We start from the raw sequence: 25,034 nt of genomic DNA on the forward strand, positions 1-25,034 counted from the left end.
GATTTAAATCTCTGTTGCTAGTTTTTTCACGGCTTCTAATGCCTCAATCTGTCTAGGATCATAGGATTTCCTTTCCATTTGTGAAAGGACTACATTAAAGTTGTCCAATGTAATTTTCTCCGCGGCTAATAAATTAAGTAGTCTGATTATTTGATGAGTTAAGAACATACTTTGTGGAGTATTAAGGTCAAAGAATCTAGAATAGATTTCTTCTACATTTACAGGGTCTTTTTGTTGTAATTCAAAGGAAAAATTATGAGATTTAAATATCTTAGGCTGTTCTGTGAATAACTCAGCACCGTTAACAATAAGTGGCGAATGTGTCGCGATTATGATCTTTGGTTGGTACAGATAGAATATATCAAGAATCGTTTTGACATACTCTTTCTGCCAAATAGGATGTAGACTATTTTCCGGTTCATCAATTAGTATTACAGTGTTTTCTGTAATAACAGTTGACAGGTACACTATTGATGTTATCAAAACCAACTCACCTGAACTCGCATCCAACATTGAAATGACCTTTCCTTGTTTCCTTAGAAACACTTCTATTCCATTGATTATGTTTGCTTTACGAAGAACCGATTCCCACAAGAATAACTCCGTGAGTGCGGACTTTTGTACCTCTTCAAAATCATATCCTTCTATTTCTAACCATAAAATTTCTAGATAAGATTGTTTTGTTGTAATATCAAGCAGATAGATAATCCTTTCTTGGTCGACAATTGACAAACTTGTAAACTGAATCAGCTCTTCATATCGAGAATCAAGATTCTCGATCTTGAATCCAATTACTGGGTCAAATTGGACATAAGTTAATGCACGAGACGCGTTTTTTAATTTTTGAATATCTGTTTGGGCAATTCGTTCTAAAGCCTTTTTCATTATCAAACGAGTTTGCCTTCTTCCAGCACGTCCGCGTAATGTCCTAAAATTTCTATGCCCTGTTTCAAACTTATCGTGAATAGAATTGGCAATAGCGATAACATCCTGACCCCTTGTGAGAAAATGTTGCGATAAATTATTTAACAGGGTACTTTTTCCGCTTCCGTTAGCGCCGATTAAAATACTTACGTCTTCCGGGGTTCTCTCTAAATTACTTAGCTCGTGAGGAATTTCGATTGGATCTGTGAATAGCATTAATTGAGATTTGGTTATTATCAATGAACATTACTACAAATAAAGCAAAAAGTCTTAAATATGAATCAGTATGTCATTCTTTTGGTTGATCAAATCAAGCTTATTGGAATGAACATTGACAATACTTTAATCACATTTGTCAATGATAGATGAATATCATCAAAAAAGTTCGATTTCTTTCCGCTTCCATGTACCAAAAAAATAACGGCTGTGAAGTTTTAACTTTGCAGCCGTTATTTCTTTTGTCTTCTCCCGATAGCTATCGGGACTCGTTCTCCTTCTCGCTCTTCATTGAGCCTTTATTTTTGAAAGCGAGAATGATGTTGAATTAAGATCGTGCACAAGCAAATTTTTCAACTCCTCGTTACCATCTATATGAGCATCCTATATTCAATTGTAGTCGATCAAGTACATAATAAGCCAATCTGGAAGTAAACCAAATTTTCCGGTTTACTCGAATGCCTAGGTCTATATGAGGCTCAATGGTTATTCCAATTGCTTGTGCTGTTTTCCTGTCGAATTTGGAGTATTGAACTTTATAAGTGTTTGACGGCCATGAAGGAACCCACACCGTTCTTCCAACCTGGCGTTCACCAAGTTTTAGATTCAGAATTGCATTTATACCCGCTGATAACGTGAACCTTCCATTATCAATGAAATTCCGGTTCAATCCCGCTTGGAGACGAAACATGCACATTCTCGAATAGTCGAGGTGTTCTGTTTTGCTATAATAGATGTCATTCGGACCGTTGGGATAATATATCTCTCCGTAAGTGACTTGTACAGACGCAGTATCAAATGTATAGGCTGGATCTGCATTGTATTCAAGAACACTGAAATTTAACCCTCTTTCAAAAGACCATTTTGGATGTTTTGCTAGTGAACTGTTGTAGTTGACTTCAATATTCCAGGCATAGGTTCTCTCCTTTTTATATTCAATACCACCTATTAAGGAGATAGTTCTATTCGGGTTTTGCGCAACGGAAAAAAATGGTAAACAGAAAATGACAAATGTGGTTTTCATGTGAATGAGTTTGTTAAATAACGAAGTCAGATGTTGTTTATTTTATTAGTAAATACACCGTTGAAACATTCTTTATTACCATTTAACTTCATTTTATTTGATTTAATGCCAATTAAAAAGTTCCTTCATATCATTAACATTCAAATTCTTAGTGAATGAACACCCTTTTGAATAACGTATTATTCGTGTTGATTTTTTTTGTGTGCACGTTACTCAACACAACTAGTTATGCCCAGGAAAAAAGGGAGGTAGAATCCATCTCCAAACCAGAAAAAAAAGAGTTAATCAAATCCTTATGCGAAAAATTGGATACAGTTTATATCTATCCTGAAAATGTTTCCAAAATCAGGAAATACTTTAACAAAAAAATGGATCAAGGCGATTATGATCCATTTAAAACACCAACTGATTTTGCTTTTCAATTGGATCTGGATCTTCAATACATTACCAATGATAAACACATGGGAATTGTCTATGATCCCAAAAGTGCTGCGGAAATGATTTCACAACCAACAGCAAGTTATTATACCAAAGAAGTAGTTGAAGAACTGAAACAAACAAACTTTGGATTTAAAGAGGTGAAAATTCTTGAAGGAAACATCGGTTACATGGATCTGAGAGAGTTTTGTCCACCAAAATATGCAGCAGAAACGGCCATTGCCGCAATCAATTTTCTTTCCAATTGCAATGCTTTAATTATTGATCTCCGCAATAATGGAGGTGGTGATGATAATATGGTTCAATTATTACTGAGTTATTTTCTGGAAGAAGATATTGAATTCTCTACCAGTTACAATCGGTATACCGACACTTATTATGTTTCTCAAACACTTCCTCATGTTCCAGGAAAAAAATTGGTCGATATTCCGTTATATATTCTTACTTCAAAAGCTACTTTTTCAGGAGCGGAAGCATTCTCCTATAATTTGAAGACGCTGAAAAGAGCGGTTTTAATCGGAGAGAATACCGGAGGCGGAGAAAACCCTGTCGAGATTCAGGTGTTAAATGTGAAATACATCGCTTATATTTCGGCTGTAAGAATTATAAAATCACTATCAAAAACAGCTGTTAGATGGGAAGGAATAGGCATTGAACCAATGATTAAAGTAAATGCGAAAGATGCATTCTTTGAGGCTCAAAAAATGGCTTTAAAGGATTTAAGCATCAAAAACACTTCTGAAGAACAACGCTATCAATGGATTCTGAATGGTCTTGAAACAAAACAAAATCCTTTTCAATTAAAGAAAGAAATATTAGAATCCTATGTTGGAAATTATGGAGAACGGAAATTGCTCCTTGAAAACGGAACACTTTTCTATCAAAGAAACGGAACTGAAAAAAACCGGTTAATCGCGCTGGATCCAGATACTTTTATCATTGAGGAGATCGATTATTTGCGCTTAAAAATGATGAAAGAAAACGGAAAAGTCATAGGCTTGCTAAGGTTATATAATGATGGTAGTTCCAAACAGGATTTAAAAGACAAGTAGAAACAAAAAAGGGCAATCAAACCGCTGTTCAATCACCCCCTTTTCCTTCTTATACCTTGTTTTGGAAATCTTACTTTAATTGCAGTAATAACTTCATGTACTACCTTTCAATTAAATACTACAAAGCAAACTCCAGAGTCGGTTTTCAGAAGATTAGTCATTGGTCAATTTTTTTAATCCTACAAATTTCACCTATTCACTTCTCTTCTGAAATAATGCAATTGAAGTATTCTTTGTGCATTGAGCAGATGATTCTGTTCGTTAAAGCCAGTTAAAAGTTCATTTTGAAAACTTTCAATCAAAAAAATGTCGTATTTTTCAAAATGAAAATTCATGTCAATATGAAAAAAGGTTGGAAAAATATTCTTTTTGAACGTGTTTTATTTACAATCATCGGATTGCTCCTGATTTTCGTATGTACCACCGGATATTGGGTTTATGACCGTTTAGCCCAAGTTTCAGAAAGTCCGCTTCCAACGGATTTAAAAGAATCCAGAAGATTTCTGGTACGCGACCTGAATGACAATATCCTGAAATCAGATAACCTTACCTATTCCTATCTGTATCAAAACAATCCCGATGCACCCTTAGATTTTGAAATTCTCGAATCACAAACCAAGCGCAAAATTGACTTGCTCAAATCCTATAAAACAGCTGATTCTACTTATCAAAAGCAAATAAAAGGACTTGGTTCATTGGTTCAGGCTCGTTTTTCCAACTTAGATACTTTAATGAGTATTAAGAATGAGAACAGAGTGAATGAAACGATGTCCATTGTAGAGAATGAAGTTCAAAATGCCAGTGAGGTGGCACAAATAAAAATGGAGATTCGTGATCGTGTGAATGAATTGCAAACTCCACAGGTTCAACCACAAGAGGAAGAAGCCAAAAAAAAATGGTTTCAGCGGAAAAATAAAAAAAACCAACCAACTGTTGCCTCCCCAACACCAACAGCCACTCCTCAAGTAAAAATTAAAGCCTCTGAAATTGCGGCAGCAAGCACGAACGAAATTGCCAAAAAAATCCAATCTGTAAAAAACAAAGCGGTCTCCAAAGAATCCTTTCTCAACGTGTACAAACTCAATTTGGAACAAAAAAACAACCAATTGAGTAAACAAATCGGGCAAGTTTTTCGGGCAATCGAATTGGCAGATAAAAAGGAGCTTCTGAAAGAAACCAGACATGCCAAACAAGTTGCGGCTGAAACCAATGAAATTATCCTTCTATTCAGTATTATTTCGAGTTTATTGATTCTAATGATCGTTCTGTTGATCATCACTTTATTTACCAAATCCAAGGAAACCAATGCTCAGCTCAAATTGGCCAAAGACAAAAGTGATCAACTGACAGAGGCAAAATCGCGCTTTTTGGCAACCATGAGTCATGAAATCCGCACACCGCTTAATGCCATTTCAGGCTTCACCGAGCAATTGTTCTTTGAACCCTTGAATGCCAGTGCAGCCAAGAAAGTAAAGATCATCCGCAATTCGGTTAAACACCTTTCCCAGATCACCAATGAGATCCTTGATCTGTCCAAACTGGAAAAGGATCACATCCAACTGGAAAAAATCGCTTTCAATCCTGCCAATGAGATCATGGTGCTTCATGAGCAATATGAGCTACAGGTAATGGAACGAAATAACAAATTGATCGTGGAACTGGACGAGAATCCATTTCCGAACGTATTGGGAGATCCGCTCAGATTCAAACAAATCATTATCAACCTGATCAGTAATGCCAACAAATTCTCAAAGGACGGTCTGATTACAATCCATTTGAAATTCGAACTTCTAGACAGCAATCATATCAATTGTCTGATTGAAGTACAGGACCAGGGAATCGGAATGTCTGAGACACAAAAAGAACGCATATTTGAGCCCTTCGAGCAAGCTGATCTGACGGTAACACGCAAATATGGCGGAACCGGTTTGGGTTTGAGTATTACCAAACAGATTATTGACAAACAAAACGGCACAATCCGCGTCAATAGTAAAGAAGGAATCGGGACCACTTTCTTCATTGAAATTCCATTTGAAACAACGGAGGATAAAATTAATGCACCCAGAGAACCATCCCGAACTGATTTTTCATTCCTGAAAGACAAAAGTGTCCTGATTGTAGATGATGAACCATTTAATCGTACGCTGTTACGAAGTATGTTTCACGGTGTTAATCTGACCTTGTTAGAAGCAACAAATGGTTTGGAGGCTTTGGAGCAATTGAAAAACAACGATGTGGATCTTATCTTGCTGGATGTGCGAATGCCGGAGATGAATGGACATGAGTTGCGCGAAAAGATGACTGAAATGGAAACCCTCAACCAAATCCCGGTAGTCGGTTTAACCGCAACCCTGGAGCCGGAAAAAAGAAAACTCATGTTAGATTCAGGCTGGGCAGAGGTTCTAACAAAACCGGTTAATCCGGAAGAATTAAGAAGAATACTATTTCAAATTTATAAAGACCTTAATATGGGAACTGAATTAGATGAAGCTGATTTCAAAAGTCTTCAAAAATTGACAAACAACAACGACAGTTTTTATAAGGAATTGCTCCAAACTTTCGTGAATTCAACCGAAAAAGGGTTAATCAAGATAAGAGAATTGGCACAAGATGAAAACTGGTCAGAAACATCCGAATTGGCACATCAACTGGCTGCACCTTTCAAACATTTCGGAGCAAACAATTGTTATACGACCCTAAAGGAAATTGAACGCATGGGCAAAGAAACCGTTGTCGTTCATGAGATGCAGGATTTGATTGAAGTTTTTGAAGATCAGGCACAACATATCATTGCACAAGTAAAGGAAAAATTAAATTAAGAATAAGCTATGGAAACCGATATCACACAACGGATTTTTATTGTAGAAGACAACGACTGGTATCAGAAGCTTTTAGTCCATACCGTTTCATTGAACCCGGATTACGAGGTGGAATCCTTTTCAACAGGAAAAGACTTACTTACACGCTTGAACAATGATGTACCGGATCTAATCACCATGGATTACCGTTTACCGGATATTTCCGGTGAAGAGTTATTGGAAAAGATCAAGGCATTGTGTCCCGGGACGCAGGTAATCGTCATTTCTGAACAGGAGGAAATTGAAACAGCAGTCAGTCTATTGAAATTAGGAGCTTACGATTACATTGTAAAAGGAACAGACATCCGGAACCGTTTGTTGAATACCCTTGCAAATGCTCAGAATCAAACCAAGCTCTTAAAGAAAATTGAAAAGTTAGAACAAGAAGTTCAAACGAAATACAATTTCAGCGATACCATTATTGGTCAAAGCAGTAAAATGCAACACATTTTCATGTTATTGCAAAAAGCGGTCTCCAATAATATCACCGTTTCCATTACCGGAGAAACCGGGACGGGAAAGGAAGTCATTGCAAAAGCGATCCACTATAATTCCATTTACAAGGACAAACCATTTGTAGCGATCAACGTTGCAGCAATTCCAAAAGAACTGTTCGAAAGTGAACTGTTCGGTCACGAAAAAGGGTCATTTACGGGTGCAAATCAAACCCGCATCGGGAAATTTGAAGAAGCGGACGGAGGCACCTTGTTTCTGGACGAGATTGCGGAATTGGATCCTGTATTCCAGGCAAAATTATTGCGCGCATTGCAAGAAAGGGAGATTACACGCGTTGGAGGAAATAAGATCTACAAATTCAATTGTCGCATCATCGTTGCAACGCATAAAAACCTGCTCCAGGAAGTGAAATCGGGAGCTTTCCGTGAAGATTTGTATTATCGTCTGTTTGGACTTCCGATTGAATTGCCACCACTTCGCGAACGCGAAAAAGATACTTTATTGATGAGTAAGAGTTTCGTAGAGCGTTTTTGTAAGGAAAATGGGATGTCTGTCAAGAAAATCAGTCCGGCTGCTCAAAATAAGCTGTTGGCATACCCATGGCCCGGAAATGTACGGGAGCTAAAATCGGTTATCGAACTTGCTGCTGTGATGTCCATGAATGATGTCATTGACGCGGATGATATTGTGGTTGCAAGTGCAGACATTCTATCGGGAATCATTGCCGAAGAAATGAGTTTGAGGGCATACAACCGTCGGATCGTGCAATTGTTCCTGGATAAATATAACAACAACACCAAGTTGGTTGCAGATAAATTGGATATCGGTCAAACAACCATTTATCGCATGTTAAAAGAAGAAGATGAGGATTAAACAGTACGGAGTGTGAGTTGTTAGAGTGAAGCTTAAAAATTCTCAATACCCGCTCTCAAACTCACACTAAAAAATGAATTTAATCTTAAAGGATCACTTATTTATTTTTCATTTTGAAAATATTTTTTTCATTTTGAAAATATTTCGAAGTAATACCAAAACTGAAACCGTTGATAATCAACGGTTTTTTTATTTATTGCGCTTTGGCACGTTCTTTATAATAGAGTATGTAAGAAATTCACTTTGAAAAAACGTTTTCTACTAGTGATTACAGATTGAAATAAGATTTGAGTTATATAGGAAATATTTCCGTTTAAGTGGTAAAAGGTCCCTTTGGGACCACACCGCTAAACTAAGAAATAGTACCAACAGCATTACAATAGTCTCGACTTAGGAATTATGGTATAGTGGGTTTGAATTACAAAATTCCTAAGACAGCTATTGTGACATTGAATCTCATTATGAAGAAAAATTAAGAGCGTACTATCAATCATAACGCTATAAGTTAGGTAACAATTAGGTTAGTTTAGGTTTCAGTTTAGGTTTAATTTAGAGGTATACATGTACAGGTTGATAGTGAAGTACGTGTGGTAGCTAAACCCCCGATGAATAATATTCGTCGGGGGTTTGTATTTTATAGAAAAATGGGGCCGCGAATAAACACCATGAAATCAAATAAGCATGCAGATATCAAGCAAATTAAATTGTAACTTTTAGAACCTCAAGCAGTCTTAGAAACAGACGTCAAACAAAAACACATGAAAAGAACTACTTTGCTTCGCTTTGTCCTTGCTGTTTTCATCGGCATCAGCCAAACCGTAAACGGACAGACAAAAGAGATCAGATACCGTTACGAAACAAGCCTGAAAGCTCTTTCTAATGACAAACTGGCTGTTCGCTTAAAGATTGAAGGGTTTTCGGAGGATTCCCTCACCTACTGTTTTCCGAAGATCATTCCTGGAATCTATGGAGCGATGAATTTCGGGCAGTATGTTTCATCCTTCGAAGTATTCGATAAGAAAGGAAAGAAACTGAAAACGGAAAAAACGGATGTGAATTCATGGAAGATTCAGGACGCTCAGCGCATTGCCTCTGTTTCTTATTTAGTGGACGACGCATGGGAAGCATTCGACGATAAGATGATAGGAGGTTTTTACCGGTCGGCAGCAAGTTCGTTCAGTGACAGTTCATTCGTCATTACGCCAAACAGTCTTTTCGGTTATTTCAGAGGGCATATCAATCATCCGATCGAAGTCAGCATTCGAAAAGGAATCAATCTGTATCCTGCAACAAGTCTGAAGAAAACAGTAAAACCTGATCACGATCTGTTTCTTGCCAAGGATTACCATCAATTGGTAGACAATCCCATCCTGTATGCTCTGCCCGACACCACCATGATCCAGCTACCGGGAATTTCGGTCGAAGTTGCCTGTTATTCCACCTCGGGAAAACGCATTTCCAAAGACATTGCCGAATACATCCGACCACTTCTCATCAATCAGACCAAATACCTGAACAATAAATTACCTGTTGACCGCTACACCTTTCTGATTTACCACAGTTTGGCCCCGAATCGCACTCATATAATCGGCGATGGTTTGGAACACTCGAATTCAACTTTGATTTTATTGTACATGCCTTTGGATATTCAAACCATCCGTCAGAATATCTATGGAATCGCCAGTCATGAGTTTTTCCATACGCTGATGCCATTGGGTTTGCATTCGGTTGAAATTGAAAATTACGACTACAATGAACCGGTTTTTTCGAAACATTTGTGGCTCTATGAAGGAATGACTGAATACTTCACCATGCACATGCCAATTAAAACCGGCTTGCGAACGGACAAGGAGTTTTACAAGATAGTAGAAGGCAAGATTGCAGATATGAAACACTTCGATCCGAAATTGGCTATGACCGACTTGAGTCTTCATCCAATGGAAATGCAGGATCAGTATTACAATGTCTATCTGAAAGGCGCTTTGATCAATTTGTGCCTGGATATCAAACTCCGTGAATTATCCGGAGGAGAATACGGAACGAAAGATCTCGTATTGGACTTAATGGCTCATTACAAAGGAAAGGCATTTGAAGACAAGCAACTTTTTCCCGAAATGATCAATGTAAGCGGATATCCTGAGGTGAAAGAATTCATTTCAAGCTACATTGAAGGAACGGAAGCACTTCCATTGGAGGAAATGCTGCTAAAAGTTGGATTGAAACTGGAAGACGGGAAGATTTCGGAAGTGGAGAATGCAACGGCAGAGCAGTTGAAGTTGCGTAAGGATTGGTTGCGATGAGTTATGAATAAAAAACTTTAGAATAACCATTGCGCAGAATCATAAAATTCTGCACAATGGTGTTATGCACTATCTTAGTTACCGATAAGAAATTTTACTTTATAAATATCCCCAGCGATTTCCTTTTTTATAGATTTCTCAAAATACAGATTGGCTTTTAAATCAAAACTATTTTTGAATAATTTAATTCTATATACAAACTGTCGTGTATAAGAATTTTTCGTTTCACTATCAATATTAAATTCTACAGGCAATCCAAAATATAAGTCCTGCTTCAATTTGCCCATTTCGATTTTTTCTGAACTGATTGTGTACTTCAATTTAATATCTGAATAGTTTGAAAGCTGGGTAATCTGGCTGTCAGTATTAAACAGTTTAAATCGATTAAAAACACCAAATGTAAATGATGAATAAATCTCATCCGTTTTAATCCCTTCCCCAAAATTTATATTAGTACAAACTATCTGATTTTTAAATCTTTTAAGTTTCCTAATAAGGATATGGTCTTTTCTAACTTCAATTAACCGATTGTTTTTAAAACAACTTATTTTAATTGGCACTTGTAGAAGAGTGTCATTCAACATCTTAACATGTTCATTTTTAAGATCATGTATAACCACTTCATTCTTAGAGCTGCAAGAAAACAGAATCACAAAAATGAATAAACCAACAATACTCAGACTTCTTATAAACATAGTTATTCTAACTTTATGGAATAGATATTTCATTCACTTCACCAAATACTACCTTAGCCGTATCATCAAATCCGCCGTCTTCCGGCACATCTTTGCTAATTGTCTTTTTACTTACTTTAAGAGTTGCCCTACTGTTTTTATTTTGCAACATTTGACCTTGTTCAAATGTTCGTGAACCATTTGCCGACGATGTGGCCCAACTTCCTGACACACCAGCAGTAACCTTACCTCCATCTTTTCCTATTTCTATACTTCCCGTTACTGTTGTTGTTGTTACTACCTTCGAATAACTTACAACGACGGCTAGATCCATTTCAGTCCGCCACGTCACACTACCATCCGGGTTCGTCTTACCATAATTCTCAGCTGAAAACACTAACTCAACGTCTTCAAACTCAGAAGGATTTGTTTCTTTAGTTGTACGGTGACTCTTATAAAGATAGTTGATTTTACCATTCGTTTCTTTTATTGGAACAAATACAATAGTTAAGGTGATTGTGGCAATTATATCGCCATCTTCATACACCTTGATTTCCTGAGTGGTTTCAAATTTATCGTATCCAGCAGGAAATAGAACCCCATTTGGGCGGTCTAACTCAGCACTTTCCTTACCTTCTAATTCAATTTTATGAATTACCTGATTCTCACTAAATGCATACGGGCTATTCCAAGGGAATTCAATCTGAAGCGGGTCAATTGCAAAGAATCTTCCAATTCGTGGATCGTGCATACGGAATGCATAATTCACACTATTTCCCCCACCTTTTATCTCATCATCATGCTCTTGTTTTTGGAACCCATATCGATAAACTGTACTATGAGTCACTGTCCCTATTGCTGCATTATTAACAATTGAGACATCGTCGAAATAATAGGTTCCTGACTGTCGGATTTGTATAAACACATAACCTGTCGTACTTGTAAAGTTTACCGTATAGACACCATTACTAGTTGCAGAAACGACAGTAGACGGAGAACCGGAACTGCTAGTCATACTAGGACAGTTATAGAATACGACAATGTTTACGTTAGAAGTTGTTCCCTTATCAATCTTAACAGATAAGGTATGCGATGCTCCGGTTGCTACTGCAAAGAACTGGTTCGCTCCATGTGTACCATTCGTACTCACCACTTTAACACGTCTTGTACTCGTATTATCTATTGAAAGTGTGGACGCACTGAAATTGTACCAACCATCAACCGTAGTTGTAGTTCCGGAAACAACGACAGCCGAACTCTCAAAATTGTTGCTGTAAATTGTTTGTACTGTAGGGAAACTTTCTACGTACGGATCCGGTTCAAAGTTACGACCTTCCAGAATCACTCCAAACGGACTGTAATCAGTTGCCTGGCGAATATCAGCCATATAATAATCCAGACTGCCTCCATTGTTATGAGGAACAATTTTGTCGGAGATTACTGTCAGGACATTTCCTAAATGATTAGACAATTCATAACTTCGATCTCCGATATGATGCTGAATATTCCCCATGGAATAAACATCGTTTTGAGTTCCAAGCAAGGCAATTCGTTCATTATGGACTCCTAAACGGGAAGATCCATAAATATGTTTCTCTGTTTGAGTATACGAAATATTGGATGCATCAGCCTTGATAGACCGTTCATACACACTTATGACATTTCCCTGAGGATCCAAAATATAATATGTTGATCCCTCTAACACATTGGCATCCGAATAAACATGTTTGGCAATGCGATGCCCCAAAGCATCGTAATCGAAAGATACATTTTTCTTATTGTAACTTGACGTGTGTGTGATTTTTTTAATTTTTCCATCCATACGCCATGTAATACTGGCAATCCTTTCCTGGACGTCTCCAATTAATCTCCCATCAGCATCGTAGGTGTAGTTATTCGTACCCTGACCGATATGAATATCCAAATCGTTGTAATCCTGTGTATCACTTACCGAATACAACCGATTGTGTCTTTTCGGATTTGTTGTTCCAATTGTACCTGCAATATCCTTGTATTTATAATTTAAGTTATCAATTAGAGCTCCAGATCCGTCGTAACGAGCTTGACCTGAAATATTTCCATTGGCGTCATACGTAAAGGTATTTTTGTATTTAGTTGCTTGCCCAGTTCCCCAGCTATTGGATCCTAAATTCAGATTATCGAAACTATTGGATTCCTTGATCCTATTTAACTGGTCATACTTGTAAGCATTTCCTAATGGCAATACAGCTCTAGTATCCGGATGTGTAATTGTTGTAATTACTTTTCCAATGTTACCATTATACAAATTGTACGAATTTGACACTAAGTCACTTCCTGATTGATTGGCAATAAAACTATTATTTCCTCCTATTGCCCCAGCATAATCATTATTAAAATAATGCAAACTATAACCATAAACATCACGAGCTACAGCATGATGATCGCTCAAACTTGCACCATCTAGTCCCGGATCCCGATTTGAATTCAGTGTATTGGAATTCAGCCCTTTAATCCAACCTTGCAATGTATACACGTAATCAATCCCTTGAACTTCCTGATCCCCAATCACTGTTCGTGCTAAGGGACTATGCTGGTAGTACTCATAACTCACTTCACGATCCCACATAGTACTCCATTCCGGTTCGTTTTGGATGGATGCAGTAGAAGAATTAACCGTAGTCAATGGCGTTTCCAATGTAGTATACACATCTGTAATCCGGTTATCCGCATCGTAATTATAAGCATGATGCCACTGGTCGGATTCTCCATTCTGATAATCTAGACGATGTACATTTCCAGAAATCAAATCATAAATGTAGTCCAGTCGTTTAAGACGCTGATCACCGATACCGGTCATATTTTTAATTAAACGATTATCCTGATACAAGGTCTTCACATTACCATGAATATCGTAGTCATAATGGGTTGCATGATCGTATTCATTTGCATTCAAAGAATATACTTCTGAATAAGTAATATGGACAATACGTTTGCGTTGAGTTGCACTGTTCAAAGTAGTTAAATTTGTAACTTCTGTACTGATTACTGTATTTGTTTTGTCGTAGTAACTCTTGGTTACTTCTTTACGCGTAAGAGTCGGATCATAATTCAACCAATCATTCATCTTCCCATCGTCAATTACATTCGGAACAGTTAACCCTCCCACATTTGTACCGAAAATACTTGTAAAGACCGGTCCATCACCGTTGTTGGACATCTCACCAGCTTCAATAATACGACCCAAAGCATCATACAATGTGTAGGAATATTTATCATCACTAATAATAGTTGAATTACCATATTGGCGCGAATCTTGACCCACTACAATTCTTCCCAAACGGTCGTAATAGAATTTTTCAGAATACAAACCACTTTCAAACTTCAAGTTGCGAACCATCGCCTGGTTGGCATTCGCATTGGCTGTTGTTGTGAAGTTTCCTCCGTATACTGCCGTATTCTGTGAACTGAATGCCAACGCTGTAATGTTATACAGACTCGGTGCAACGGATAATGGATCTGTAAACAGTTGATTCGTTGCAGTAAATCCGGAAGCCAAAATGTCATGTGTCACATTATCGTTATTCGGAGAGTTCAATTTGTAAATCGTTCCCGAATTACCTACCGCCAATCCGATCTTGTCATCCAGGAAGTAAACCTCCCGGAAAGTAACACCTGAGACAGTTGTAAGGGCATAATTCGGTCCTACTCCTGCAGCATACTTATAATAATGGATCTTTCCGGCATCCCCGACCATCAGTGCAGATTTGTTATCAAATACATGAATAGCACGAATGGCACTAGTGCCCGTATAAACCGATGAAGGCGTAGAAGCCGATCCTCCTGCAGGAGAAATTGAGACTTTGGCTAAAGTATTGGTGTATGCCACATATCCATATAAAGGTGTGGTTTTCGAGAACTGAATGTCATTCACAGTCCCAGCCAAAGCTGCTTGTGCAACTGTACCATTATTTATTTGAAGAAGGTAATTCACACAACCAACTAGTGCAAAGTGTGTTCCGTTCGGATTTGATTTGGTCCAGGTTTTCGTCAATCCTGTAGTCCCCATTGAAGTACCCGGATTAACGATTTTCCAGCTTAAACCTCCATCTACGGTAGACCGAACGAAATAGTAATCTCCGATGATTGTACCGAATTGTCCATTCTCAAAATGAACATCATTCATTTTTCCAGCGAATACCCGGTTGATTCGTGTTCCGAAAGTATTATTGAATCGATAAACTTCAGAACCTGCACCAACTGCCATCGCCTTGTTCGTTGTGCCGAAAACAAAGTCAATTCCCTGAAGCGCTTTGTTCGATACACTTAACCCAGGAGTGAAGAAATCCGTTGTAATATTCGCAGTATAGTAAACCGAACCGTTTTCGCCCGCAAGGTAAACCGAAAGTCCACTCACAGCAATGTCATTGATATCGTTCGTTGCACTGTGATCAGAAACTTTTGAGCCCGCCGTCGTATATAGTGCTGGCTCCAATCCCCATGTTGTTGACTTCAAGGTTGCCAACAATCCGTCAGCTCCAGCTATCAGGTAGTACGCGATAGTACTTGAAACATATTCGTTTGCTGTTGAAACATTGGACGTGCTTCCGATCGGACGCAGACTAATGGTACTTTGTGACGCACTGACCGGACGGGTAAAGACCTGACCGTTTTGCCCCGTAATCAATACTGCAGAAGCAGTTTTACGAAGACTTGTCATTCCAGTCAAGCGATGTTGTGTTCTGTCAGTAAATGTCAAGGAAAGACCACCATTGGATGTCGGAATCCCGGTAACTGAGCTGGAAGTAAAGATTCCTCCGTTAGTACCTGCAATTGTGACATTCGAACCATGAACCGCCAACTTGATGATAGCCGATGTTCCAAGAGTCAATGTCGTATTATAGGAAAAATAGGGTCCTGAAGAAGTTCCTGCTTTTCCATAAATCTTTTTATCGGAAGAACGGTAAGCCAATACATAATCCAAAGAAGAGATGGTGATTTTATCCAAGGAAACAAAATCAGCATTCGCTCCGGAAACAGCTGCAAACGGATCATAAGCACCCCCAATCGTTGTAATTGATTTGGAACGGTAAATAATTCCATTCGTTGCAAGCACTTCAACTCCAACTCCAGATCCGGATTTAACAATAACCATTTCCTTTGGAACAATTGCACTTGATCCTAAAGTTGCGATATCTGTATAAGTCACATCGGCTGACATTCCTATGAATGTATTCGAGCGATATAACTTATAACTTCCTCCTGAAAGACCGACTCCAAAATACGTGACATTGGTTCCATCATAATAGGTTCCGGTAATCTCAAAGTCATACGTTTGAGCAAGCGAAGGAGTCTGATCTATCTCACTGAAAATTCCAGCTGAAGTTACCAATACATTCTTTGTATAACACGTATTCAAAGGAGTTCCCGTATTCCCCTGAAGCATTACTTCCATCGTTGTTCCGGTTCTTCTGATAAGGGTCATTTTAGCACCTGCATAATTATCTTGCAATGCCGTCCAAGTTAAGCCTGCATCTGTTGTTTTGCGGATAACCTTGATCCCATTTTCAGTAACTCGTGCAAGTCCCTTTTGTGCATCAAGCATGTATATCTGATCAATCAAACCAGCTGTTCCTGATAACTTCAGTTGTTGTCTATAGGTAGCAGTCGAATTTCCATTGATAAAGGACGTATTTCCGTCAACTCCTGCGATGACACCATCTGTAGCATTAAAGAAGGAAATAGCACCCAGATTACCAACCAATGTTTTGTCAACCACGTAAGCTGAAGCTGTACTGCTAATAATGACCGCATCGTAATTAACCAATGATTCCGTTAAAGTAACCAGATAAACTATTCCGATCATATTTGCCGTATTTCCCTGCAAAGTAAAATCCTTCCATTCCGCAACCGAATAGCCACTTGCAGTAGGTGGAGTTCCATAGGCAGTTACCACACCCGCAGAAGTTACTTTGCGAATCTGACCACCAAAACGTTCCAGTACATATGCATCTATTCCCACTACCTCAATGGCAGCTAACTGAGAACTCAATGAAGTATTGACCAAATCCCAGTTTTGACCACCATCATTAGTCAAGAGAAGAATCCCTCCACTTCCAATGGCATATCCAACCGTAGCAGAAGCCATTTTCACTTCTTTCAAATCCGAACCAAGTGTATTTATCACACGTGTCCAGTTCAACCCACCGTTTGTAGTCTTGTACAAATATCCGCGATTTAACATCGGTGCAGATGGTGCGTCCATATATCCACTCAAGTATCCTTGATTTGCATCAATCATCTGAATTGCAGTGGTACTCAATGCCATTGGCAAACCATTCGGCAAGGACAAATCAAATACTTCCATTGCATCCTGATCCGGCATATTCTGAGCAACCAGTTGGTTCAAGGAATTGTATAGATAAGTCGTAGCCATTCGGTGATTCGTAATCACCTGGTGTGTATTGTTCAAACGATCTCCCTGTATTGCAGTTTTAATCGTCGGGTCACTAACATTTACCAATTCTACTCCTTCCGGCGGAACCGTTTTAATCAGATTTCCTGCCTGATCATAATAGTATAAAGTAAAGTGGTGTTCAATTTCATTGTAGGTCATCGACATATTTTCAACTGCCTTCATACAATGTCTGATATACTCAGTACCTAACTGTGTCTGAAGCTGCTGAATTTGTTCATTGTATATAATTTGAGCGTTGACTTCGTTGTTACTTTGGTAAAATTCCGTACATGGATCTTCCAACGTCACATCAAACGTTTCAAAATGAATCGTTGCAGTATCCATCACACAAGGAACCTCAGGACTTGACAAGCAAAAATCCAATAAATCAGGAAGTTCTCTGGTTTTAATTCCATTCAGCAATAAATTCAATTCGGAACAGTATTCATCCACACAGTTACACAATCCTTTGTCAACAAAAACGTCGTAATCAATCAGTGGAACAGGAGCACCTAATCCATTGTTTGTATTGAAATTAGTAACTGTTGCAACATACTGATCGTACTCCAGAGAGCAGCTATTTTCAGGAGTTGAACTCATCTGCGCGCAGTAATCTCCGATACTCAATGGATGACTTAAGTTTTCAGTTCCTGAAGCCGTAATATACTCGAATAAATAAGTCATGTAATTCGCAAAGCATGCACAACTGTATGAACCTTGACTTGCAACTGTCAAATCAATATTATTAGCAGCTCCCCAAGGTGTCCAATTATTAAAATATCCCACTACTTTGCTGTACTCAGTATAAACTTTTGAGCAATATTGCGAATCGCCATCATTGAGTTCTCCGCAAGTAGTAACGTTTGGATTCGGAACTGTTGGTGAACAACTTCCTACTATCGAAATACCGATCAATTTCCAGAGCATATCCGACAAGGCCATAAAACCGGATTCACAACACAAATTTTCAGCAACAAAATCTTCATATGAAAGCATTGGAAGCGCTATTTGTGGATTCGTACATCCATTGTAAAGCATGGAATCAATTGCCAAGTTATATGCGCTGATATAGTCTTCATACATATCCAGACAATATACCTCAGAATTATTTTCTATCTGAGTAACAAGTTCATCGTTCAGGAAGCTCAAATCAACAATTCCATCTGTTTGATCCGAAAGAGCAGGTTCCTGCAAATCTTCACTTGGAGCCTGAGTACAAGCCGTACATTCTTTTAAGTTAAAACAAGAAGTTCCATCAATGGAATCATGATAAATTGTACCGCCTGCTGAATACGAAATATAGAGTCTAAACTCGTTGTATGAGCCATAATTGTTCTGTTCTAACAATTGAACACCATCTACAGACACGATTGCGTCGTAGCTAAAAGAAGGATTCACTCCGTTATATGTGAGAACCAAATCACAAGATCCAGGCATATCATACGTCAGAATACGTCTTGTTACATCATCAGTACCAATAATTGATGAAGGAACACTTGGCAATTGACTATTTAATACAGAAGTCCACAAGGGTGTGTTGTATAAATTAAACGGTTCATTTTGGTTTTCCAATGAAAACTCCAAAACAGCCATCAAATCGTCATACATATCATATTCTTCACCCGTACATAAAATAGCATCGTCCAATCCACAATCACCAACCGGTATCATGACATTGTCTGATCTAATCAGATCACATGATAATGTCACCAAATAATTTCCTGCTGCGTCGTTACATACCAAGTCCATTGTATTATTGTGACCTGGTATCAAATCAGCAATCGACTTGATTGTTGAAAGGGATGATAGACTGAAAGCGGAAGGGTTCGTGCTCAAAATCTTAATACGGATTGTTTTTACACCATCCGTCAGTTCAAATCCTGGGATTGCTGAATTGTATTTCCATTTAATCAATGCGCCTGCTGTATAAGTAGGATTCACCGTGTATTTCAAGGTATTGTTATTGAAAGTCACATACGGATTTACACTCAAATCAACCAAAGACGTACTTGACATGGTACCCATTTGAGCCAATGTATTGGTCATGTTTTTCAACACTTTTCCAAAGTCGTTCATTTTACAAACATCCGGGAAGGTGCAATTACCGATTTTAAAGGTTGTATTTCCGGTAAGATTCTGTGTGTAGATATTTCCTCCGATATTCACCTTAGCGGAAATGGTGAATTCATATAAAGATCCGACCACTGAAGTGAATTGGATATTTCCGAAAGAAATAATGTCCGACCAATTGTAAGTCATACTTCCTGGTTCTTTCCCCAATTTGAATGTTCCGAATGTACCTACGCCGGTCTCCTGCCATTGCACTTGAAGAATGGTACTTGTATAAGTTTCATTCCATGTTAAAGTCGGAATTGAAACAGGAGTTTCGAAATCCTGCATGGCAAGGACCAATCCTGAAAGTGATGTTAAATTGATTGGGAAACCATTGTCATCCAATACTCCGGTTCCGGCAGCTTGAGTAAGTACCCGTTCAAAAGAACTTGCTATCGGACATTGACCCGTTAGCAAATATTGCTGATATGCAATCTGGCTTGGATCTGTTTCTACATTTGCCAATGTATTGCCGAAGCGAATCTCTTTGTATTTATAATATTCATAAGTAGATGCTCCACATGGTTGAACTGTACTGATGAATCCACCTGTAAAGAAAGGAGGTGTAAAAGGAGTCACAACCAGGAATCCATTATCATATGCATCAAAATCAAGGTTCCCGATACAATTGTTATAACCAGGATCTGTTGTTCCCAAAGCAATTGTTTGCGCAGCGGCCAGCTGAATCTCTTGTTTTGCAGCAAAATACATCCCACGGAAAGTCATCCATTCTGCATTATGAAGCTCTGTATTTTGAGTAGTGGTGTAACCCGAAATATCTATTCCCCAATCTAGGTCGGTAGCTGTCGGAACATTTCCGATCATCGCGTTTCCACCACGGTTGATCATTGCCGCAACCTGGAACATCGAATAAGAAACTCCATTGATCGTAGCATAGTTATTGATCTTTGCTAATAATTGCGTGTTGTAAGCAGGATTTCCCGCGAACTCGTCTCTTGGAAAGGAACCGCTCGTTGCCCAATATTGATTAATCCGATTGTTCACAGTGTAAGAACCAGGACTCGCTTTTAAGAAACCTGCCGTTGTAGCAGCTGCCCACGTATTCACGCTGGTCATAGTCGCATCAAAAGTCTCCGAGCTATATGGAAAGTTTAAGTTCGTATGAACATAAAACTCCTTGAATTTCGTCAAATAAGGATATTCCGGATGATAATAGATCAATGAATTTGCCCAATAAGGATTGACACTGTAATAACTCGCGAAATCACTCAGATTCAACAAAAACTGAGGATAGGTATAATAATTTCCGCTTGCCGGATCTAAAAACGCGTTAACACCTATAGTTACTCCGGATTCCACTGCAGGGGTAGAAGCTGTGATCACATTAGCTAATATGGTTACATTATCCAACATGATACGGGATCTTGTCACTCCATCCTCGTCAAAGTAGTAGTTCTGAATAGTTGATTCCACGTCATAACGCGGAGTCTTCCAGTTTGAATTTGCCTTTGGAAGGTGATTGGAAATTGAATTATTCAATACAGAAAGCGGGAAAATTGTTGGTTGAACCTGGTTCAGATTATTCAAATACTCCGCATACTGCCCGTTAGGTCTTACGTCGACTAACATGATATTGCGCATGTTCTCGTAATAAGAAGCAGCTTTACACGGAGCATTACACGCTTCTAATTCCTGGTTGTATTCTTCTTCTGTTCCACCTGCCTGGATGTATTCCAACAAGCTTCCCAAATTTGTTACACATTGCGCACAACTGAAATCCTCCAGACAGTCATCGATATTGGAGCTTTCTCCTACCTGATTCAGAATTGATGAATAATTATCAATACACGTATTTACACCAGAAGCTGTATCTGTATACATATCCATATAGGCATCCAAAGCATCTTGATTAACAGTCAATATTTTTGTAATCTGATACGTTCCTACAGGCAAATCTTCGATGACAAAGGTATTGTTGAATGTATAAGGAGCACAATCCGTTTTAAACGTTACCTGCCCATTTTCACCAACTGTAAAGCGACCTATCATTGTATCCGATAATGCCAGTGGGCTCTTTAATGTCCCACATAAGTCACGTACTTCAATTGAAAGGTCATAAACACAATTGAAACACAAACTACCCAAACATTCATTGGTAAATTGCCCGATAGCGATATCATAGGAGATGGTTACATCGGAAACGGAACTTAATGCAATTGTCTGATTGAACACTTTGGAAGTTCCATCCGTAGATAATTTGTTTGACGTTGAGTTTTGGTTTGCATCCTTAGCGAATAAATCCACAGTCAAAGGCGCAACTGCCGCTGCAGAAGGTAAGGCAATTAAACTGTCCGGAGCCTGACCAGCCAGTGAACTAGCAACTATACGACTTTCTTGATCGAGATAAGAAATACTTACCTGACCATTGGGATCCACCGTCATATTTTTTTGATAATGTGACGCATCACCCACTTCCGACCCGAACAAACGATCCAATTGTTCCTGGAACGGATGAGCATAAAAATAAAACGTTTCGTGACCACTTCCCAATTGGAAGTTTTCCCCAAAACCTCCCCGACGGCGAATACGCTCTGTATTATCCGGCATGTATTCTACTTGAATGAAAGGGTAATTCTCTGCATCTGGAACAAACGCTTGGATTCCCATTATGTCAGAATTGCTTGTAGAATAGTAGTTTGATGCACCGGAATTGACATTCATCCCATAAACCGTATCTGAATTACATGGATTCAAGGTATCCGTCAAATCAAAATCCGACTTCGAGTAAGCAACATCGGAACCATTCTTGTTGAAATTTGAATAATACTTTAACGAATTTTCGGTGTCTTCCACTTCACAATCAGGTGCTGACACAGGAACCGGTAACACTTGAATAGTAGGTCGACCTTGATGATCATAAATTGTTTCACCAACGATTGAGTTGTGATCCGAATTGACCTTAGTCACCACCTGACGATTACGTAATGATCCATCATAGAAGGAAATCACTTCTTTTTTCTTTCCTTCCTCTGCAAATGTGACATTGTACTGCCAGTTCTTTTTGACATCATAGGGAGTTAAGACCTGGTACTTTGCAGTAGTTGGAATGGTACTCAAAGCAATAGAGCCATCTGCACTTGACCAGGCAGAAAACAAGAACTTACCGGGGTCAACCAGAGATCTTCCAACGGCTCTCACGCGGAAACAAACCACACTTTTATCAAAAATCAATGCAACCTTGTAACTTAGGTTGGTAGTCGAAATCCGCGTTGAATTCGTATGAAAATCCACCTTTAAATTGGGAATATTCCCCACTGTAACATCTACTGTATTCACGAAAGTCCATTCCAATTGGTATTCCTCAGCACCTGGCACGGCATTCCAGGAAACAAGCAATTCATCATCTATTTCATCACAGTCGTTATCCAAAGGTGTACCAACTGTCAAGTTATAAGCCGTGAAATTCACTTGAGTTAAAAAGTTATAAACCCGATCCACAAATACATCACCCTGCAAATACAAGTTCGCCGGCAATACAGTCTGAACCACTCCATTCACCTTGATTTGGGTGATCGTAACTTTCAATTTCTCCACATTGTCAATAGTGAGGGTGTTTTCATCTACATAACTCAATGAATCAATCGGATAGTAATAAACAGTCATCGTCTTGGTTTCGGTCGACGTTGGAGTCAATGCAGAATAAGTAGCGTACTTCTCTATACTAACAGTGATTTCTGTTTTCGATTGACTTACAATACTTGTATAATGGTGATCTACCCCAAAGGTGATAACTCCTTTTCTGGTAAAATCCGTATAACTCAGAGACCAACCCGGAGGTGTTATGGAAGAAGTCCCCGAAGCAGTCGAACCGGTCAGTACGAAAGTATTGTGAGGTAACAATGTTGCACTTGCTCCAAAAGAAACAAGAAAAAGGATGAAAAGCGGTATGAATCTTACTAATGACATAGACTCGATTATTTAGTTGGTTTGTATTTGTATCGTGTATCTTTCAATTGGAATCCGTTCATGGAATCGGATAAAACATAATCCCCGGAAGCATTCTTTTCCAAGATATTCTTTAGCGAAATGAGATCCGATGTTTCTTTCAGTTTTCGCATCGGTTCAAATATGATCGATAAATAAGGTGACTCGATGCTTTCATCTTCCATAGATTCCGAAAAATAGTTTCCCGGAGGATAAAAAATATTTAGCTTGTATAATTCCTGCGATTTGATATATACATAAAATTCCATGACCCCAATCGAAATATTTTCAGGCTCAGCTCTTAAGATATAGTAGTCCGGAAAAATCACTTTCTCCAATTTATATTGCTTTAATGCATCCAACGGAATCTGCTGCATTTGGGCAACTTGCCGCATAGATGAATCGATGTTACTTAAGTAGACCATTCGTTCTGTTGAATCCACCATCACATTGATATTATCCATTTGATAACTGATCATTCCAGGATTTGTCATCTTATAATCAAACCCTCTTCCACGAATTATTTCACCCGTCGAAGATTCGATCAACTGGGAAGATTTGATGTCCTTAAACACTTCTTTCTTGAATTTACAGGAAATCAATTCTGCATTCATCTTTTTTCCCAAAAGTGCCATCTCCGAATTAAAAGATTTTGCATCTAATGGTTTCCGTTCCTGACTTATTCCGGAAAATGAAAGAAGCAAGCAAATAAGTATCGTAATATCTTTCATCATCTTAATAGGATCCATTAACTGAGGTGTTTTCAGTTGTTTGTTTGATAGTCATAATACCTTTCTCGGTTTCCTTCTTTACACGAATGAGTTTTCCTTCTTCATCATACTCATATATGGTTGCATAATTCCGTTCGTCGAGTTCTGCAACCAAACGTAATGTTATCGGATCATACACATAACTTACCATTGAACCATCATTGGGAATGACACGGATATCATCAAAATAACAATTCACGGATGGGGAAAGTGCAATCAGGTCAATTTTAAAATCCCCAGTGGGACCAGTTGTAACGACTTTTTCCATCCGCTGCCAACCGTCTACAATCTGACCAGCAACCGGAATATTGGTAAGTACACTATTTGTCGTTACTTTCAGTTGGCAATTTGTATAAGTTATCTTGTCGTTTCCATTTTCTTCCTTCACCCATGCAGTAACTAAATAGTCTCCGGAAACAGGTTGAAATTTCGGGATACAGTTTTCACAATCAATTTGTTGGCGACAACTTAAATCAAAGTTAGTAAATTCAAAATCCACTCTTCCTGAACATCCCTGAACTGTCACTTCCAATAGATAGTGCTTGTTCGCAATTAAAGTCGTAGCCAAACTTTGCTGAGCAGTGGTGGCGCCTCCAATTAAAACAGGTCCAACAATACCATTCTCAACCCAACTGGCATAATCGTCATTTGCATTGAACGCTCCATAGAGTTTATAAGATGTTGAAAGGGGTGTTGTTGTACCACTTGTTGCATATCCGCGGAATTTAAACAGATTGGTAGTTCCCAAAGTTACGTCCGACAAGGGTTTAATGATGTAATACACTTTTGTATACCCACCTTGACATACAAACCCGGTAGATGCACCAAACATTAGCTTGTTCGGACTATCACATAAAGAATATGCCCTATTCGGAGAATAGTTTGTGAGAGAATCTTGTGCACTTACTTTAAAAATGCTGAGAATTATTGTTAGGACTAATACTATTTTCATAACT

General features: G+C 38.6%; 10 protein-coding genes. 4 read left to right on the top strand and 6 right to left on the bottom strand.

The features are described from left to right. Positions 1 to 3: 3 nt before the first annotated feature. Positions 4 to 1,140 (bottom strand): AAA family ATPase, encoded by a 1,137-nt coding sequence (locus AAG807_RS01210; RefSeq protein WP_341900050.1) that lies wholly within the window; start codon positions 1,138 to 1,140, stop codon positions 4 to 6. 364 nt (positions 1,141 to 1,504) lie between these two features. After that, positions 1,505 to 2,164, bottom strand: a complete 660-nt coding sequence (locus AAG807_RS01215; protein WP_341900052.1) for a hypothetical protein — start codon at positions 2,162 to 2,164, stop codon at positions 1,505 to 1,507. 155 nt (positions 2,165 to 2,319) lie between these two features. Here AAG807_RS01215 and AAG807_RS01220 point away from each other — a divergent pair, with 155 nt between their 5' ends. From AAG807_RS01220 to AAG807_RS01235, 4 genes are all read left to right on the top strand, one after another. After that, positions 2,320 to 3,654, top strand: a complete 1,335-nt coding sequence (locus AAG807_RS01220; protein ID WP_341900054.1) for a S41 family peptidase — start codon at positions 2,320 to 2,322, stop codon at positions 3,652 to 3,654. A gap of 341 nt (positions 3,655 to 3,995) precedes the next feature. Beyond that, complete coding sequence (locus AAG807_RS01225) at positions 3,996 to 6,473, top strand: ATP-binding protein (protein ID WP_341900056.1); 2,478 nt, start codon at positions 3,996 to 3,998, stop codon at positions 6,471 to 6,473. Between the two features lie 9 nt (positions 6,474 to 6,482). Further along, positions 6,483 to 7,841 (top strand): sigma-54 dependent transcriptional regulator, encoded by a 1,359-nt coding sequence (locus tag AAG807_RS01230; RefSeq protein WP_341900058.1) that lies wholly within the window; start codon positions 6,483 to 6,485, stop codon positions 7,839 to 7,841. A gap of 758 nt (positions 7,842 to 8,599) precedes the next feature. Further along, positions 8,600 to 10,141, top strand: coding sequence for a hypothetical protein (locus AAG807_RS01235; RefSeq protein WP_341900060.1), 1,542 nt, complete (start codon positions 8,600 to 8,602; stop codon positions 10,139 to 10,141). A 74-nt stretch (positions 10,142 to 10,215) separates the two neighbouring features. On the opposite strand, the gene AAG807_RS01240 is transcribed toward AAG807_RS01235, so the two are convergent. From AAG807_RS01240 to AAG807_RS01255, 4 genes are read right to left on the bottom strand one after another with little or no spacing between them, the layout of a single operon-like run. Next, positions 10,216 to 10,836: a hypothetical protein gene (locus AAG807_RS01240; protein WP_341900062.1), complete on the bottom strand. Its 621-nt coding sequence runs from the start codon at positions 10,834 to 10,836 to the stop codon at positions 10,216 to 10,218. A 13-nt stretch (positions 10,837 to 10,849) separates the two neighbouring features. After that, on the bottom strand, positions 10,850 to 23,290 hold the full coding sequence (locus tag AAG807_RS01245) for a hypothetical protein (protein WP_341900064.1): 12,441 nt from the start codon (positions 23,288 to 23,290) through the stop codon (positions 10,850 to 10,852). Positions 23,291 to 23,298: 8 nt separating this feature from the next. Beyond that, a complete protein-coding gene (locus AAG807_RS01250; protein WP_341900066.1) occupies positions 23,299 to 24,057 on the bottom strand; it encodes a hypothetical protein in 759 nt (252 codons plus the stop codon). After that, on the bottom strand, positions 24,044 to 25,030 hold the full coding sequence (locus AAG807_RS01255) for a hypothetical protein (protein ID WP_341900068.1): 987 nt from the start codon (positions 25,028 to 25,030) through the stop codon (positions 24,044 to 24,046). Before AAG807_RS01255 ends, AAG807_RS01250 begins: the two co-directional genes overlap by 14 nt. Positions 25,031 to 25,034: the final 4 nt, after the last annotated feature.

This window comes from Fluviicola taffensis DSM 16823, from assembly GCF_943372375.1.
GTDB classification, from domain to species: domain Bacteria; phylum Bacteroidota; class Bacteroidia; order Flavobacteriales_D; family Crocinitomicaceae; genus Fluviicola; species Fluviicola taffensis_A.

Bases quoted from the DNA above. Each gene is read 5' to 3' on its own strand.
- AAG807_RS01210 (WP_341900050.1), bottom strand. From the start codon at position 1,140: ATGCTATTCACAGATCCAATCGAAATTCCTCACGAGCTAAGTAATTTA.
- AAG807_RS01215 (WP_341900052.1), bottom strand. From the start codon at position 2,164: ATGAAAACCACATTTGTCATTTTCTGTTTACCATTTTTTTCCGTTGCG.
- AAG807_RS01220 (WP_341900054.1), top strand. From the start codon at position 2,320: ATGAACACCCTTTTGAATAACGTATTATTCGTGTTGATTTTTTTTGTG.
- AAG807_RS01225 (WP_341900056.1), top strand. From the start codon at position 3,996: ATGAAAAAAGGTTGGAAAAATATTCTTTTTGAACGTGTTTTATTTACA.
- AAG807_RS01230 (WP_341900058.1), top strand. From the start codon at position 6,483: ATGGAAACCGATATCACACAACGGATTTTTATTGTAGAAGACAACGAC.
- AAG807_RS01235 (WP_341900060.1), top strand. From the start codon at position 8,600: ATGAAAAGAACTACTTTGCTTCGCTTTGTCCTTGCTGTTTTCATCGGC.
- AAG807_RS01240 (WP_341900062.1), bottom strand. From the start codon at position 10,836: ATGTTTATAAGAAGTCTGAGTATTGTTGGTTTATTCATTTTTGTGATT.
- AAG807_RS01245 (WP_341900064.1), bottom strand. From the start codon at position 23,290: ATGTCATTAGTAAGATTCATACCGCTTTTCATCCTTTTTCTTGTTTCT.
- AAG807_RS01250 (WP_341900066.1), bottom strand. From the start codon at position 24,057: ATGGATCCTATTAAGATGATGAAAGATATTACGATACTTATTTGCTTG.
- AAG807_RS01255 (WP_341900068.1), bottom strand. From the start codon at position 25,030: ATGAAAATAGTATTAGTCCTAACAATAATTCTCAGCATTTTTAAAGTA.